This is a genomic window from Pseudomonas sp. 8Z, from assembly GCF_902506535.1.
Classification (GTDB): Bacteria; Pseudomonadota; Gammaproteobacteria; order Pseudomonadales; family Pseudomonadaceae; genus Aquipseudomonas.
Window position 1 is genome coordinate 653,566 of the sequence record NZ_LR733825.1, and the last position, 15,740, is coordinate 669,305.

The window sequence follows — 15,740 nt, forward strand, 5'->3', positions numbered from 1 at the left end:
GGGCGGCGCAACCTAACCACCCTCCATCAGGGAGTCCCATGATCAAGAAATGCCTGTTCCCCGCTGCCGGTTACGGCACCCGCTTTTTGCCTGCGACAAAGGCAATGCCCAAGGAAATGCTGCCGGTGGTGAACAAGCCACTGATCCAGTATGGGGTTGAAGAGGCTCTGGAGGCCGGCCTCAACGAAATTGCCATCGTTACCGGTCGCGGCAAGCGCTCCCTGGAAGACCATTTCGATGTGAGCTACGAGCTCGAACACCAGATCAAGGGCACTGACAAGGAGAAATACCTGGTCGGCATCCGCCGCCTGATCGACGAGTGCTCCTTCGCATACACCCGCCAGGTCGAGATGAAAGGTCTGGGTCACGCGATTCTCTGCGGTCAACCGCTGATTGGCGACGAGCCTTTCGCCGTAGTGCTGGCAGACGACCTGTGCATGAACCTGGAAGGTGACAGCGTACTGGCGCAAATGGTCAAACTTTACAACCAGTTCCGCTGCTCCATCGTGGCGATCCAGGAAGTGCCGAAGGACGAAACCTCCAAGTACGGCGTGATCGACGGCGAGATGATTCGCGACGACATCTACCGCGTCAGCAACATGGTGGAAAAACCCAAACCGGAAGATGCTCCATCGAACCTGGCGATCATCGGTCGCTACATCCTGACCCCGGACATCTTCGACCTGATCCGCAGCACGCCGCCAGGCAAGGGGGGCGAGATCCAGATTACCGACGCGCTGATGCGCCAAGCCCAGCAGGGCTGCGTCATGGCTTACAAGTTCAAGGGCCAGCGTTTCGACTGCGGCAGCGCCGAAGGTTACATCGACGCGACCAACTTCTGCTTCGAGAACCTGTACAAGACCGGCAAGGCGTTCTGATACGTCGACCAGTCAACAGAACGCCACCTTCGGGTGGCGTTTTGCATTTCAGGCAATGGGCATCGCCTCCGAGCCAGGCCCGAGTGGCTGGCCGTAACTGAACTCCACGTAGTTGCCAGCCGGATCGCGCAGGCCGCAGTAATAGCCAACCGGGTAGGGCTCATCGCACGGTGGCCAGATCAGGCAGCCGTCCTCCTCGGCCAGGGTCGCGATACGCTCGACAGCCTCACGGCTTTCGAGGGCGAAGCCGAAGTGGCTGTAGTCGTTGGCGGCCAGATTCCTGTCTTGCCCGCCGGGCATGATGACGAAGATGAACTGGTGCTCCTTGCCTGGCTCGGCCATCCAGACGATACGGGTGCCTTTGCCGGGGCGCTCGTGGATGACTTGCATGCCGCAGAAGCGCTGGTAGAAGGCGATGCAAGCATCGAGATCGGGAACGTGCAGGGCGATATGGGTCAGGGTAGGGCGCATGGGCGTGTCCTCCGTCTCTGAACTTAGTGATGGGCTTTGCGGTATGCTCCTCGCCTGCCAAGGAGATACCCCATGAGTTACGACTTCGACCTTTTCGTGATCGGCGCCGGTTCCGGCGGTGTACGTGCGGCGCGCTTCGCTGCCGGTTATGGTGCCCGTGTGGCGGTGGCTGAGAGCCGCTACCTGGGCGGCACCTGCGTCAACGTCGGTTGCGTGCCGAAGAAGCTACTGGTTTACGGCGCACACTACGCCGAAGACATCGAACAGGCCGGTGCCTACGGCTGGTCGCTGGGCGAAGCCAGCTTCGACTGGGCCACCCTGATCAGCAACAAGAACCGCGAGATCCAGCGCCTGAACGGTATCTACCGCAATCTGTTGACCAACAGCGGCGTCAGTCTGTTCGAAGGCCATGCCCGTATCATCGATGCCCATAGCGTCGAGGTGAATGGGCAGCGGCACAGTTGCGAGCGCATCCTTATCGCTGTCGGCGGCTGGCCACAGATCCCCGATATCCCTGGCCGTGAGCTGGCCATCAGCTCGAATGAGGCCTTCTTCCTGCCTGAAATGCCCAAGCGCGTGCTGGTCGTCGGCGGTGGCTATATCGCCGTGGAGTTCGCGTCGATCTTCAACGGCATGGATGCGCAGACCTCCCTGTTGTATCGCGGCGACCTGTTCCTGCGCGGTTTTGACGGCGCCGTACGTGAACACCTACGTGACGAGCTGAGCAAGAAAGGTGTCGATCTGCAATTCAATGCCGACATCGCTCGCATCGAGCGTCAAGCCGATGGCAGCCTGATTGCGACGCTCAAAGATGGCCGCGAACTGCAAACCGATTGCGTGTTCTATGCCACCGGACGCCGCCCGATGCTGGACAACCTTGGCCTGGAGAATGTCGAGGTCAAGCTCGATGAGCGGGGCTTCATCGCGGTGGATGACCTCTACCAGAGCAGCACGCCATCGATCCTGGCCATCGGCGACGTGATTGGACGGGTACAGCTAACGCCAGTGGCACTGGCCGAAGGCATGGCCGTAGCACGCTATCTGTTCAAGCCAGAGGAATATCGCCCGGTGGATTACCGTACGATCCCAACTGCCGTATTCAGCCTGCCGAACATCGGCACCGTGGGCCTTAGCGAGGAGCAGGCGATCGAACAGGGGTATCAGGTGCGTATCTTCGAAAGTCGCTTCCGCCCGATGAAACTCACCCTGACCGACAATCAGGAGCGCACCCTGATGAAGCTGGTGGTCGATGCCAAGACTGATCGCGTGCTGGGTTGCCACATGGTCGGCCCAGAGGCCGGAGAAATCGTGCAGGGCTTGGCAGTGGCCCTCAAGGCGGGTGCAACCAAGCAGATTTTCGATGAAACCATCGGTGTGCACCCCAGTGCAGCCGAGGAATTCGTCACTTTGCGCACGGCGGTCAGGTAATCATCGATCATGCAGCAGCTTTTCTATTTCGCCGACCTGTTCGGCGTTGCGGTATTCGCCATCACTGGCGCGCTAATGGCCGGGCGCAAATCCATGGATCTGTTCGGTGTGCTGGTCATGGCTATCGTCACCGCGCTAGGTGGCGGCACCTTGCGCGATCTGATTTTGGATAACCACCCGGTTAGCTGGATTCGTGACGACACCTACATCCTTGTCGCCTCGCTGGGGGCATTGGCAACCGTAGCCTGGGTGCGTATGACGCGGCCTATTCACGAACGCGGGCTATTGATCGCCGACGCCTTCGGCCTTGCGGTATTCACCGTGTACGGCACCGAGCTGGCGTTGCAGCACAACACACCGATCAGTACGGCGGTCATCATGGGGGTAATGACTGGCGTGGTTGGCGGCGTAATCCGCGACGTGCTGTGCAACGAGATTCCATTGATTTTTCAGAAAGAAATCTATGCCACAGCGTGCATCGCCGGGGCGCTGACTTTCATCGTTCTGCGCGAACTGGGTACGCCACATTGGCTCGATACCGCAGCGGCCATGCTGGTGGTGCTGGCTGCACGCCTGGCGGCGATTCACTGGCACCTGGCGCTGCCACGCTTTCACCTATTGGACAAACCCTGAAGCGGCAGATCTTCGGGTTTGTCGACATCGCGCAACACCCCAGCATCCTGCACCGTGATGCGGCTGATTGCCGCCGGATTGCGCTGCAGGATCGCCCTGGCACCAGAATCGCCAGACAGCTCGGTCAACTGCGGCCAGAACTCTCGGCCAAAGATCACAGGATGCCCAGGCTGATCTTCATAGATTGGCAGGACGATTCGCCCAGGCGCGGCCTCGGTAAGCAACTCATGCAAGGTCGAAGCCTGGATTACAGGCATGTCAGCCAGGAAAATCGCCAGCGCATGGGCCGCGCTGCATTGCTGCAGATGGAGCACGCCTGCTGCGATGCTGTGGCCCATGCCCTGTATGGTCTGTTCATCCTGCACAATGTGGACATCATCAGGCAGGGCCAGATCGCTGCGCTGCTCGTCAGGCCTGAGCACCACCCAAACTTCGCTCAATAGCGCGCGCGGCAAAGCCAGGCTGGCGTTGAGTAACGAGCACTCAGGTGTCCAATGCGACTTGCGCTTATCGCTGCCGAAACGACGGCTGTAACCCGCCGCCAGAACTAGGGCTGCCACGGGGCAGGGCAGTGAGGTAGTTGTCATGCGCTCTCCGCTTGCACACACTGGCGCCAGTATAAGGTTGCTCCGTCATGCGTGCCGACGGGTACGCGCCGCAAATCAAGGATTTCTGGATGAATCGCAACGACCTGCGCCGTGTCGACCTCAACTTGTTAGTGATCTTCGAAACCCTGATGTTCGAGAAAAATCTCACACGGGCGGCGGAGAAACTGTTTCTCGGTCAGCCTGCGGTGAGCGCTGCACTGGCTCGTTTGCGCGATTTGTTCGATGACCCGCTGCTGGTGCGTAATGGCCGTACCTTCGAGCCCACGGCGCGAGCGCTGGCGATTCTCAAGGAACTGCAGCCCGCCATGGACACCATCTCCGGTGCGGTCAGCCGAGCACGTGAGTTCAACCCGGCGACCAACCGGGACACGTTCCGTATCGGCCTGTCGGATGATGCAGAATTTGGTTTGTTCCCGGCGCTACTCAATCAGATCCGCGAGGAAGCCCCGGAAGTGGTTGTTGTCGTTCGCCGAGTCAACTTCCTGCTGATGTCGCCAATGTTGGCATCGGGCGAGATTTCCGTCGGCGTCAGCTATACCACCGAACTGCCAGCCAACGCCAAGCGGCGCAAACTGCGCGAGATGAAGGTCAAGGTACTACGCGGCGATGATCAGCCAGGTGTGTTGACGCTGGATGAGTATTGCTCGCGGCCCCATGCGTTGGTGTCATTCTCGGGTGATCTGTGCGGCAATATCGATAACGACCTGGCACGCCTGGACCGTACCCGCCGCGTGGTTCTAGCCGTGCCGCAGTTCAGCGGGCTGCGCTCGATCATCGCTGGTACGCAAATGCTGGCAACCGTGCCTGACTACGCCGCTGAAGCCTTGATTGAAGGCACTCAGTTGCGCGCAGACGATCCACCATTCGAACTGCAGAACTCCGATCTGTCGATGGTGTGGAGCGGCGTGACCGACAACGATCCGGCCGAGCGTTGGTTGCGCAGCAAGATCATTGAGCATATGGCAGAGCAGGGGAGCAATGCCTGGCCGAGGGGGGCAATGGCGAATTTAATTGATGACCCGGATTCATCAATTAAGTGAAATAAATCCAAAAATTCGCGGAAAAATAATCAATAGACTGATGGGCCACCCAATAGGACTGCCTATTCATGTCTGCCTACGAGTCTTCCGTTGAGCGCCCGCCCGCCACGAAACATGCTGCTATCAGCGTGGCGATCCTGGCCTTTTCGGCCTTTCTGATCGTCACCACCGAATTCTTGATCGTTGGCTTGTTGCCTGCGCTGGCCCGTGATCTGGGTATATCCATTTCAGCCGCTGGGCAGTTGGTTACGCTGTTTGCCTTCACCGTCATGTTCTGCGGCCCACCCCTGACGGCTGCCCTGTCTCACCTTGATCGCAAGAAGCTGTTCATCGTGATCTTGCTGATTTTTGCCGCAGCCAACGCACTGGCCGCAGCAGCCAATAGCTTCTGGTTGCTGGCTATTGCGCGCCTGATCCCAGCCATGGCGCTGCCTGTATTTTGGGGCACTGCCAGCGAAACGGCTGCTCAGCTAGCTGGCCCGCAGCGTGCAGGTAAAGCGGTCGCCCAGGTCTATCTGGGCATTTCAGCCGCTATGCTGCTGGGGATTCCACTGGGCACTGTGGCCGCGAACGAGATCGGTTGGCGCGGCGCGTTCTGGCTACTGGCAGGCTTGTCGCTGAGCATGGCTGTAGCCGTGTGGCGCTTCATGCCTGCTGTTGCGCGTACAGCCCGAGTCAACTTCTTAAAGCAGGCGCAGATTTTCAAGCAGGGTTACTTTCTCGCCAATGTGCTGCTTTCGGTAGTCGTTTTCACCGCGATGTTCACCGCCTACACCTACTTGGCCGACATCCTTGAGCGCGTAGCCGATGTAGCGCCTGCGCATGTCGGCTGGTGGTTGATGGGTTTCGGCGCTGTAGGCCTGCTCGGTAACTGGATCGGCGGGCATGCTGTCGACAAATCGCCGATCAAGGCTACGGCACTGTTCCTGATTCTGCTCGCCATCGGCATGGCTGCCATCGTTCCATTGGCGGACACAGGCTCGCTGTTCATCGCCGCATTGGCACTCTGGGGCATCGCCAATACAGCTCTTTACCCGGTTTGCCAGGTCCGCGTGATGAGTTCTGTATCCCAAGCGCAGGCGCTTGCTGGCACCACCAATGTGTCGGCAGCAAACGCAGGTATTGGCCTGGGCGCGATCATCGGCGGAATGACGATTCCGTGGCTCGGCACCGACTACCTGGGGTATGTCGCCGCTGCAGTATCCCTGCTGGCACTGCTCATGATTCCGCTGGTCAGTCGACTCGCGCCGGTGCGCTGAAGCGCCTCAGCACGTGCCGTGCGCGCTTAGCCTTGGCAACAAGTAGTCCAGTAGTGCGCGAACCTTCGGGAGGCCTTCACGGCTTTTCAGCCAGACCAGGTTCATTGACAGGCCATCGGTGGCCAGCTCTGGCAGCACTTCGACGAGCGTACCGGCGTCGATGTGCTGCTGAGTGAGCCAGGTCGGCAACTGACCGATACCGTAGCCTGCCAACACCGCTGCCAACTCGCCTTCACCATCGCCCACGGCGATACGTGCATGCAGTGTACGGCGCTCCATTTCACCTGGCTGGCGCCCCTTGAAGAACCAGGGGCTGATCAGCCCGTCATTCTGCACGTAGACCACGCACTGATGGTTATCCAAATCGCTTTCTGTTTCGGGTGAGCCATGGCGTGCAATGTATGCGGGCGAAGCGCAAAAAATCAGGCGCTGAGAGCCGAAATAACGATGCCCCAAACTAGCTGGCCATGTATCAGCGCCACCAATACGCACCACAATATCGATGCCTTCATAAACAGGATCGACAAAACGATCCGTGAAAGATATGTGTGGCTGAAGCATCGGATGCTGCTGAATAAAATCCAGTATGAGCGGCAAGACATGCAGACGACCGTAAGAAGCGGGGAGATCTATCCTGACTCGGCCGTGCGGCTCATCTTGCGTTGCCAGGATGGCATGCTGTGCTTCTTCCAAGTCAGCTATGACTGATGCACAGGTGCGATAGAACTCGGTACCGGCTTCCGTCAGCGCCAGTGTTCGCGTCGTACGCTTGAAAAGCCGCGTCCCAAGGCGTTCCTCAAGACGCGATATGCTTTTGCTGACGGCGGAACCGGTCAGACTTAGCCGCTCGGCAGCCGCTTTGAAGCTACCGCAGTCGGCAACGGCCACAAACACGTCGAGTCCTTTGAACCGTTCAGATGAATGCATTGCGGCTCCCATTGGTGAAGCTGACTCCAATTAATACTGCTGATGCTGCACAGAAAAGCATGAGATTTCAGCATTTAATCACGCCTTGGTAGAGATGCCGCTCATACCCAAGAGCGGAGGCTTTGAACTGTTTATCGACTGATTGCAAAGGCGAGTCGTACATAACACGAAGAGCGGTAGACCGTCGCTACGAGCCAAACCCATAGTTTCGCATAATGTATATTATGTTAAATAATATGGATTTTGAGCCATACATATTACGCAGCCAAAAGCTGCGGGAGCTGATAGATAACTCACTCATGGGTAAGGCTTACCTCTGGCCAGCGAAGCCAACGCGGAAATCTAGGGCTACTTCAGATGCTCATTGAGACCTTCGATCTGCACACCGAAGAGGTATAAGAAGTTCCTCTCTAAGCCAGGTTGTCGTGAATCAAGCCTCTCGCGGTGCGGTCGTCTTGACCCTGCGGGCTTCCATCCTCACACCTGTGCGCTCCGCTTGCTTGTCTAGCGCATCAAAAGCATCAGTTTTAGAGCCAGAACCACTCAATTGAAAGGCGGATGGTAGTCATCCGCTTTCCTCTGGCATGGATGAGGGCTTGGTAGTCGCAACGATTTCGTCGTCCATCTGAGTCACTTTTGCCAAGTAGCCCTCAGCCTTCAACACGGCAACCAACCGTTGGTTTGACTCCGTATTCTTTACCTTGATCTTCTTGACCTTGCCGCTCAGGGCTTTGAAGCCTTCGTCGTCGAGCGACGCTAACGCTGCGGAAACGTCAGGCCACTTCATCCCTGGAAGGCATTGCGTCAGCATTTCAGAACGATGCTCCGGGGTGAGGCTTGCAGCCCGAACCAGGTGTTGCAGCACTGGGATTAGCGAATCAGCAAACCTCTCGCCTGCTTGGTTGGCCAGCTTAGACACGCGGCCTAGTTCTGACACTGCCTCGGGTTTACTTTCAATCGTCTCCAGGCTACGCCCTGACCACATCTGAATCTTCTGAGTGAGTGGCAATACACTGCTTTTGCTCAGCGTTAGCATCGAGTCGAACTGGAGAGAGCCAATATCGATCTCAGCTTTGGCTTGAGGCCACCGCTCCACCAGGTACCGGCCTTCAAGATGTGGACATTTAATCATTACGATGTCCCTGACTTCCGAGCTGTAAGGCAGAAACGATGAGGTGACCAGCATCGGCCAGCGTCCAGCAGGTATCGCTGCTGTGATCACTGATAGGTTTTGAAGCACGACGCCGCCGAGCAATGCTTTGAGCTCGTCGTTACTGATACTTTCGGAGCTCAGAAGATACTGCTGCAGCGCCAAGTCTGCGTTCGTTGAACGCCACAGTTGCCCTTTGAGAGTCGATGCGTTTCGAGCAATGAATGCGGTGAATGCCGCTGCGGTTTCCGATCCGCTCTCATCGACCGAAACGTGGCCGTCGGACGCAATGACCTTCTCAAAGAAAATCCACACGGCCTCAGCTTTCGCCGTCAGGCGGTCGCTTTCAAATGCCTTTGCCCACAGATGTCTCGGAACATCGGTGAGCGCTTGTAGGTCGCATGTTGTGGCATCGAAGAGCCTTTCTGCCAGGTCATCATTTCCATCCAGCTCCGCCAGTAGACTCGCCAAGGACTCGCTGGATTCGTCTAGCACAGCGGGCTGATCCAGCAACGCGGTGGCAAGCTCGTCAGCGTGCGATAGCAGATAATCACCTAGCCCATTGATGCCCAGCGCCTGCAGCCTGCGCAGAGATATGATTCCCACACTCGCAGGTTCAGCCGCGTCGCCTTTGGAGTCGCTCCCAGGTTCTGACTTTGCGCATACCAGCGTCAGCATTGGCAGGTTGATCTTGATGCAGCGCCAGTCGATCAGTTTTTCGAGCTCCGCGAGAGTCATTGCATTGCCCAGCGAGGCGAACTCGATCGGGTACGCTCTGAGCCATGCCCAGGCTTCCTGATTGCTTTCAAGTCCTGGCATCAGTCGAGATACATCTTCCAAGCGCTCAATCGTCGGCACCAGATCGGTCAGCGCGTCATCCGCCAAGGTCTTGAAATTGGTTTTCGACAGGTTGTCGACGATGGCGTTGACTAGTTTCTGACGGGCCTCGCTTCCTTCAAAAACACCGCCTGCATCTGCGATGTCGCTCGCTTCGAAAAGCCGTAGAAACAGCTTTGGCTCCAGGCGGTAAACCGCCTGGATAAAACCAGCGAGTTCTGGCCGGCTCAAAAGCTCTTGAACTGCCAGGGCCATTCGCGCGGTGTGCTCGCTTAAACCGCTTCTCAGCACGTGCCCTAATTGGTCGTCTGCTTCTGTGCGTGAGTGTGAGGTTGGTCGGTCGGACAAACAGGCAATCAGATCGACGACGATGCCCCTGCCCTCGTCCAACTCATCACTTTTGAGCTTCTCAAGTACGTTGTTCGGGTTGTCTACTGATCTGGATACCTCAGGCAGCACACCACGCCGTAGCGACAAGATCAGCTCTTTATCATCAGGCGTCAGCGATCCCTCATAGAAGTAACCCAGGTAGTCGGTGTAGTCAGCATCGAGAAAGCCATGCTGCATCAGATAGCTCACCACGTCCAACCCCGGGAGATTGTTCCTCACAACCTCTCCGTAGCCTTTTTTTACAGCGGACTTGAAGGACATCCTGTTGATCTGATCAGATTGCCGCTGCGCGGCCGCGATCTCATCCGCAATCGTAGTGAGCCGCCGCCCAAGCAATGCATGGCGCCGCTGATAAGACGTCGCTCTGAGTACCTCAGCCATGGCAACAGTGCCAGATGAGTGGTTAACCGTCTGGTTGTATTGATTCAAGGTAACGGCTGACACCTGCGTGCCCTGATTTCTCAGTGAGTTGAAAACCTCCTCGGTTACAAATTGCTGTGCCGAGTAATATGAATTACTGATTTTTACATGAGTTGCTGTTTCAACGCCGGTCAACCGAAGAATCGTGAACCAGACGTACGCTCGCAGTTCATCCCCATTGCTGGCCATCTCTGACGTTCGATCGTCACGCTCGCGCCGCAGCTCGTCTATCTGCGTGGCATACGCGCTCTTCTGCTGTGCCTTCCAGGCGTCCAGGCCCTTGATGACGCCATAAATCGCCCCCCTTCGCTTGACCAGGTCAGCATAAGCTGCCGGGTGGAGGTTACGAATCACGACGATGGCGAAAAGCTTGTCTGGTTCAAGTTGTAAGCTGCTGGCAAGGATATTCGAGAACATATCGAATTCATTGACGATGTTCTTCACTAGGCGAAGGTCATCGATGTAATAGCAGACTGTCTCCACTAGCCGACGATCGAGGAACTCCCCCAACGGTTTCGATTTGAAGGTTCGAAGGTTCAGAAGCTCCATCATTTTTTCTTGGGAGTTTTCTGAGTTGATCACAGGGATCACGGGGACGATAAGGTCAAAAAACTTCGTTTTCTCGCCGACCACGAACATCTCGTCGCGTAGCGCATAGACGAAGTAGACCGGGCGTTTCACCTGGGGCGACTGTTTGATGATGAAATTGATCTCTCGCAACCGAGTGAACACGTCGTGTATGCCGAACCGGTCAAGATCCTCAATGATCACCACATCAATGCTGCTGCGCTCAAAGCAGTAGATGATTTCGTCAATATTCTTGTGCAGTACGGAGTCATGGTGGGTGCTCTCCAGCTTTCCGCCTTTGAGTGTCAGCCCGTCAATGCTGAACAATGAAAGGAGTTTCAGCCCCCTGTGTAACAGGAGCACGCACCCGAGTGCGGCGATCCCCACGGCGAGTGAGCCTGGGATCAATAGCAGCCACTCCAGAAGCCAGGTAGGCTCTATTTTCGGCAGTTTCTCCGCGACCGGGACGTACAGTCTCAACCCTGCCAGGATGAGGAGGCCATAGCAGAGCGTTTTCCACCAGATCTTGAAGCCAGAGGCCTGGTCGATCCGCTTGAGACGGGTCTTGGGGAGTGTCTTTGCAGGAACGGAATACAGCAGTTGCTGGACGATGGTCTCCTCGATCCGTGCGACGAGATCAGGCTCAGCTTTTGACTCCTGCCCTGCCTTGGTGGGTGGCACCGGAGGCCGTCTGGGTTCGGAGGGCGCTGTTCCCTCCCCGGCCGCGCCGGCCTCAGTCCCGAGTTCATAGGCTCCAGAGATTTCGTTGTCCTTCCCGAACGTGGCCAACGAAACGAATGCATAGACAAATTCTGGGTGACGGTGGACAAAGGTTCGAAGCACGCTGCTCTTGCCTGCCCCGTACTCGCCAGTGAGCGCGATGTTCCTGACCTGATCGTTCCTGAGGCCGTTTAGTAACTCGCGCTCATACCGATTGATTTTCCCCGGCTCAATCAGTACGGGAGTTAGCGGCTCAAACAGGTTTTCATGAGTGGGCGCGGCTAGAAACGCACGTGCGGCCTTATAGGCGCTGACGGCTGCACGCGGGTAGCGATTCAGCGTGGCTATCTTGCGACGGGTCTCGTTGCAATAACCGGTATAGGCGGCTAATGCCCGATGGTAGATAGCGCGCAGGCGAATGAACATCCGTGTCTCCAAACAGGCTGGCGGCTACCAGGCATTCATCTGCCGAAGACTGAACAATCGATCTTAGGTCTGAGCGGGAGGGTGAGCTTCTGGTGAGCCTCATAGGAAGCGTAAAGATGATAGCTTACTGCCATCCTCCACTGCGAACGCTTATTTATCTTGGAGGCGGTTTTGATGGGGCAGTAATCAGTACGAGCCAGGTGTGCACTGGCTCAGGCTCACCGGGTGAATTTCAGTTGATCTACTTGTGAGTGCTGAGATTTCTGGCAACCGGTCGACCACCTCCTAGGTCTGTCCAGCACACAGATGGCCCGCTTATCTCTTCTTTTTACCGTCACGAGCACTTCGCGCCGCTCATTAAACAAAAAACCGGCCAAGAGTGCCGGTTTAGATGGATTCCGCAAATTTGTAGAGACAGCAAGAAACAGATGAGTGGTGCCCGAAGCCGGACTCGAACCGGCACGCCATTACTGGCGAGAGATTTTAAGTCTCCTGCGTCTACCGATTTCGCCATTCGGGCGGTAGCGCTTTGCGAAGGGCGGACTATATACAGCCGCTCGCCTCCTCGCAAGACATGCAAAAGCACATGCCTGTAATGAAAAAGCCCCGTAAATCACTGATCTACGAGGCTTTTTTATTGGAGGCTGAGGTCGGAATCGAACCGGCGTTCACGGATTTGCAATCCGGTGCATAACCACTCTGCAACTCAGCCTTTGAACTTACGAACCGCCGTGGCGATGCGTTTTAAACTGGAGCGGGAAACGAGACTCGAACTCGCGACCCCGACCTTGGCAAGGTCGTGCTCTACCAACTGAGCTATTCCCGCTTGTCTTGTCGACGGGCGCCATTCTATAGATTCGAAATCTGCCGTCAACCCTTTGATTCAAAAATACTTATTTCTTTTCAGTGGTGCTGCTCAGGTGAGGCCAGGCCGCGAGTAGGTACTGCAGCATCGACCACAATGTGAGCACCGCTGCTACCACCAGTAGGATGTATCCAAGTACAACCCAGAAGGTAAATACCGGAGGGTTGCCGAGCAGGATGACCAGCGCGAGCATCTGCGCCGCCGTTTTCCACTTGCCAAGATTGGATACGGCGACATGAGCTCTAGCCCCCAGCTCTGCCATCCACTCGCGCAGCGCTGAGACCACGATCTCACGACCGATAATCACGACCGCAGCGAGGGTCAACCACAGGTTGGCGTGCTCAGCCGTCAATAAGACGAGGGCAACTGCCACCATGAGCTTGTCTGCTACCGGGTCGAGAAAGGCGCCGAAGGGTGTGCTCTGCTCCCAGCGGCGGGCCAGGTAACCATCCAGCCAGTCAGTCGCCGCTGCAATTGCGAAGACAATGCTGGCGGCCCAGTAGTGCCAAGAGAACGGCATGTAGAACAGCAGGATGAAGACGGGAATCAGTAGAACCCGGAGCACGGTAAGCAGGTTGGGGATATTCATCGGCACAACTGGGCGGTGAGGTGATTCGGCATTCTACTCGCTGTGCAAGGTGGCATAAATCGACTCTGCGAGCTTTTTACTGATTCCCGGCGCCTTGGCGATCTCATCGATACTTGCACGTGACAGCTCCTGCAGGCCGCCGAAGTGTTTGAGCAGTTCACGTCGCCGTTTAGGCCCAACGCCCGCCACATCTTCCAGGCTGGATGTCCGGCGGGCCTTACCGCGTCGAGCCCGATGCCCGGTGATGGCAAAGCGGTGAGATTCGTCACGAATCTGCTGGATCAGGTGCAATGCAGGGGAATTACCCGGCAGGGTAAATTCATGCTCGGCATCGTTGAGATAGAGCACTTCTAGACCTGGCTTGCGGGTCGTGCCCTTGGCCACACCCAGCAGGGTCAGGTCTGGCACGGTCAATTCCTGCAGCACTTCACGCGCCATAGCCAGTTGCCCTTTACCACCATCAACCAGCAGAACGTCGGGCAGTTTGCCTTCGCCATCGCGCACTTTGCTGAATCGGCGCGTTAGCGCTTGGTGCATGGCGGCATAGTCGTCGCCAGCGGTGACGCCTTCGATATTGAAGCGCCTGTAGTCGGATTTCAGCGGCCCTTCAGGGCCGAATACGACGCAGGAGGCGACGGTTGCTTCGCCGCTGGAGTGGCTGATATCGAAACACTCCATGCGCTGCGGCGGCTCATCCAATTGCAGAACGACGGCCAGAGCCTCGAAGCGCTCGGTGATATGTTGTCGATTGGCCAATCGGGCACTTAGAGCCTGCTCTGCATTGGTTACTGCCAGTTGCTGCCAGCGCGCGCGAGTGCCACGCACGCGATGGCTGATGCTCAAGCTCCGGCCGCGTAGCGATTCCACCGCCTCAATCAGGGTTGGGAAATCATCGTGCATGACATTGACGATCAACTCACCCGGCAGGTCGCGCTCGACATTGCCCAGATAGTACTGTGCCAGGAAGGCCATGAGCACATCGGCGCCCTCCTCCTCGATCGCCACTTGCGGGAAGAAATTCTTGCTGCCCAGTACGCGCCCGCCACGCACACTGATCAGGTGTACGCAGGCACCACCTGGCGTGAGCATAACTGCAGCGACATCAACGTCCCCTGTACCGCCCTCCATGCTCTGCTGGTCCTGCACGCGACGCAGCAGGGAGATTTGGTCGCGCAGCTCTGCCGCGCGTTCGAACTCCAGGGCCATTGCCGCCTCTTCCATGCTGGTCGAGAGTTCTTGGCTCAAGGCATTACTGCGGCCTTCGAGAAACATCACGGAGTGGCGAACGTCCTGCGCGTACTCCTCGGCAGAGACGAGGCCAACACAAGGGCCTTTGCAGCGCTTGATCTGATACTGCAGACAAGGACGGGTGCGATTGCGGTAGTAGCTGTCTTCGCATTGGCGTACGAGGAAGGTCTTCTGCAGCAGGCTGAGGCTTTCACGAATCGCCAGCGCGCTCGGGTAAGGGCCGAAATAGCGGCCCTTGGCCTTTTTCGCGCCACGGTGGATGCCAAGACGCGGGAAATCCCCATCGGAGAGAAAGACGTAGGGATAGGACTTATCGTCGCGCAGCAAAATGTTGTAAGGCGGACGCCATTGCTTGATTAGCGTCTGCTCCAGCAGCAGCGCCTCGGTCTCATTGGCGGTGATGGTGGTTTCGATCTGCGCGATACGCGCGACCAGAGCAGCCGTCTTCGGCGCCTGGCCGGTCTTGCGGAAATAGCTGGAAAGACGCTTCTTGAGGTTCTTGGCCTTGCCCACGTAAAGCAGCTTGGCCTCGGCATCGAACATGCGATAGACGCCGGGACGGCCGCTGCAGGTCGCCAGGAAAGCGCTAGAGTCAAAAGCGAACATCTCAGGTGACGGCGTCGACCATGCCGTGACGTACGGCAAGCAATGCCAATTCGACGTCGCTGCTGATCGAGAGCTTCTCGAAGATGCGGTAACGGTAGGTGTTAACCGTTTTCGGCGACAGGCACAGTTTGTCCGAGATGTTCTGCACCTTGTGGCAGTTGGCGATCATCAGAGCAATCTGGATTTCGCGCTCGGAAAGCTGATCGAAGGGCGAGCTACCGCTTTGTGGCTGAAAGGATTTCAGCGCCAACTGCTGGGCGATCTGCGGATCGATATAGCGCTGACCGGCAAAGACCAGGCGAATGGCTTGCACCATTTCTTCGAGCGCTGCACCTTTGGTGAGATAGCCTGCGGCGCCAGCCTGCAACAATCGAGTGGGAAACGGATCTTCCTCGCAAACAGTGACCGCAACAACCTTGATATCGGGATGGCTGCGCATCATCTTGCGGGTGGCTTCAAGACCGCCGATGCCAGGCATTTTGACGTCCATCAGCACCACGTCAGGCTTGAGCTCGCGCACTTTGAGTAGTGCTTCCTCGCCCGTGCACGCCTCGCCGACCACCTGCAAGCCGTCGATGTCGGCAAGCATTCGTGAAATGCCTGTGCGAACCAGATCGTGGTCATCGACCACCAGCACCCTAATCAATCGGTCACCTCGCGCACCATTTCAGCCACTGA

12 protein-coding genes and 3 tRNA genes are annotated in these 15,740 nt (G+C 57.2%); 5 read left to right on the forward strand and 10 right to left on the reverse strand.

Annotated elements, in window-relative coordinates; translation table 11 throughout:
* Nucleotides 1-38 precede the first annotated feature (38 nt).
* Nucleotides 39-878 (forward strand): UTP--glucose-1-phosphate uridylyltransferase GalU, encoded by an 840-nt coding sequence (galU, locus tag AERO9A_RS07160; RefSeq protein ID WP_159971219.1) that lies wholly within the window; start codon nt 39-41, stop codon nt 876-878.
* A 48-nt stretch (nt 879-926) separates the two neighbouring features.
* Here galU and AERO9A_RS07165 read toward each other — a convergent pair whose 3' ends face one another.
* Nucleotides 927-1,349, reverse strand: a complete 423-nt coding sequence (locus AERO9A_RS07165) for a VOC family protein (RefSeq protein ID WP_159971220.1) — start codon at nt 1,347-1,349, stop codon at nt 927-929.
* Between the two features lie 72 nt (nt 1,350-1,421).
* On the opposite strand from AERO9A_RS07165, the gene gorA reads away from it, so the two are divergent.
* Both gorA and AERO9A_RS07175 read left to right on the forward strand, forming a co-directional pair.
* Nucleotides 1,422-2,777, forward strand: a complete 1,356-nt coding sequence (gorA, locus tag AERO9A_RS07170) for a glutathione-disulfide reductase (protein WP_159971221.1) — start codon at nt 1,422-1,424, stop codon at nt 2,775-2,777.
* Between the two features lie 9 nt (nt 2,778-2,786).
* The gene (locus AERO9A_RS07175) at nt 2,787-3,410 is read left to right on the forward strand and encodes a trimeric intracellular cation channel family protein (RefSeq protein ID WP_159971222.1); all 624 of its coding nucleotides are present in this window, start codon (nt 2,787-2,789) and stop codon (nt 3,408-3,410) included.
* On the opposite strand, the gene AERO9A_RS07180 is transcribed toward AERO9A_RS07175, so the two are convergent.
* Complete coding sequence (locus tag AERO9A_RS07180; protein WP_159971223.1) at nt 3,389-3,997, reverse strand: nucleotidyltransferase family protein; 609 nt, start codon at nt 3,995-3,997, stop codon at nt 3,389-3,391. The genes AERO9A_RS07175 and AERO9A_RS07180 overlap by 22 nt on opposite strands.
* A gap of 89 nt (nt 3,998-4,086) precedes the next feature.
* Here AERO9A_RS07180 and AERO9A_RS07185 point away from each other — a divergent pair, with 89 nt between their 5' ends.
* Together AERO9A_RS07185 and AERO9A_RS07190 are read left to right on the forward strand one after the other, a co-directional pair.
* On the forward strand, nt 4,087-5,058 hold the full coding sequence (locus AERO9A_RS07185; protein ID WP_256665894.1) for a LysR family transcriptional regulator: 972 nt from the start codon (nt 4,087-4,089) through the stop codon (nt 5,056-5,058).
* A gap of 68 nt (nt 5,059-5,126) precedes the next feature.
* Entirely contained in the window at nt 5,127-6,317 is a 1,191-nt protein-coding gene (locus tag AERO9A_RS07190) for an MFS transporter (RefSeq protein ID WP_159971224.1), read from the forward strand.
* A 6-nt stretch (nt 6,318-6,323) separates the two neighbouring features.
* On the opposite strand, the gene AERO9A_RS07195 is transcribed toward AERO9A_RS07190, so the two are convergent.
* The 8 genes from AERO9A_RS07195 to uvrY form a co-directional block, all read right to left on the reverse strand.
* Nucleotides 6,324-7,244 carry a LysR substrate-binding domain-containing protein gene (locus tag AERO9A_RS07195; RefSeq protein WP_159971225.1) on the reverse strand — a complete coding sequence of 307 codons (921 nt, stop codon included), beginning with the start codon at nt 7,242-7,244 and terminating at the stop codon, nt 6,324-6,326.
* A gap of 565 nt (nt 7,245-7,809) precedes the next feature.
* Nucleotides 7,810-11,754 (reverse strand): hypothetical protein, encoded by a 3,945-nt coding sequence (locus AERO9A_RS07200; RefSeq protein WP_159971226.1) that lies wholly within the window; start codon nt 11,752-11,754, stop codon nt 7,810-7,812.
* A 433-nt stretch (nt 11,755-12,187) separates the two neighbouring features.
* Nucleotides 12,188-12,274: transfer RNA gene (locus AERO9A_RS07205), tRNA-Leu, on the reverse strand.
* A gap of 118 nt (nt 12,275-12,392) precedes the next feature.
* Nucleotides 12,393-12,466 (reverse strand) — tRNA-Cys (locus AERO9A_RS07210).
* A gap of 38 nt (nt 12,467-12,504) precedes the next feature.
* Nucleotides 12,505-12,580: transfer RNA gene (locus AERO9A_RS07215), tRNA-Gly, on the reverse strand.
* 67 nt (nt 12,581-12,647) lie between these two features.
* The gene (gene pgsA, locus AERO9A_RS07220) at nt 12,648-13,208 is read right to left on the reverse strand and encodes a CDP-diacylglycerol--glycerol-3-phosphate 3-phosphatidyltransferase (protein ID WP_159971227.1); all 561 of its coding nucleotides are present in this window, start codon (nt 13,206-13,208) and stop codon (nt 12,648-12,650) included.
* A gap of 33 nt (nt 13,209-13,241) precedes the next feature.
* Complete coding sequence (uvrC, locus tag AERO9A_RS07225) at nt 13,242-15,062, reverse strand: excinuclease ABC subunit UvrC (protein WP_159971228.1); 1,821 nt, start codon at nt 15,060-15,062, stop codon at nt 13,242-13,244.
* Between the two features lies 1 nt (nt 15,063).
* Complete coding sequence (gene uvrY, locus AERO9A_RS07230; RefSeq protein ID WP_159971229.1) at nt 15,064-15,708, reverse strand: UvrY/SirA/GacA family response regulator transcription factor; 645 nt, start codon at nt 15,706-15,708, stop codon at nt 15,064-15,066.
* Nucleotides 15,709-15,740 lie beyond the last annotated feature (32 nt).

What these genes read in the sequence shown, in the direction of transcription:
- pgsA (WP_159971227.1), bottom strand. Translation starts at nt 13,208, where the DNA reads ATGAATATCCCCAACCTGCTTACCGTGCTCCGGGTTCTACTGATTCCC.
- AERO9A_RS07165 (WP_159971220.1), bottom strand. Translation starts at nt 1,349, where the DNA reads ATGCGCCCTACCCTGACCCATATCGCCCTGCACGTTCCCGATCTCGAT.
- AERO9A_RS07190 (WP_159971224.1), top strand. Translation starts at nt 5,127, where the DNA reads ATGTCTGCCTACGAGTCTTCCGTTGAGCGCCCGCCCGCCACGAAACAT.
- uvrC (WP_159971228.1), bottom strand. Translation starts at nt 15,062, where the DNA reads ATGTTCGCTTTTGACTCTAGCGCTTTCCTGGCGACCTGCAGCGGCCGT.
- gorA (WP_159971221.1), top strand. Translation starts at nt 1,422, where the DNA reads ATGAGTTACGACTTCGACCTTTTCGTGATCGGCGCCGGTTCCGGCGGT.
- AERO9A_RS07175 (WP_159971222.1), top strand. Translation starts at nt 2,787, where the DNA reads ATGCAGCAGCTTTTCTATTTCGCCGACCTGTTCGGCGTTGCGGTATTC.
- AERO9A_RS07185 (WP_256665894.1), top strand. Translation starts at nt 4,087, where the DNA reads ATGAATCGCAACGACCTGCGCCGTGTCGACCTCAACTTGTTAGTGATC.
- AERO9A_RS07180 (WP_159971223.1), bottom strand. Translation starts at nt 3,997, where the DNA reads ATGACAACTACCTCACTGCCCTGCCCCGTGGCAGCCCTAGTTCTGGCG.
- AERO9A_RS07195 (WP_159971225.1), bottom strand. Translation starts at nt 7,244, where the DNA reads ATGCATTCATCTGAACGGTTCAAAGGACTCGACGTGTTTGTGGCCGTT.
- AERO9A_RS07200 (WP_159971226.1), bottom strand. Translation starts at nt 11,754, where the DNA reads ATGTTCATTCGCCTGCGCGCTATCTACCATCGGGCATTAGCCGCCTAT.
- galU (WP_159971219.1), top strand. Translation starts at nt 39, where the DNA reads ATGATCAAGAAATGCCTGTTCCCCGCTGCCGGTTACGGCACCCGCTTT.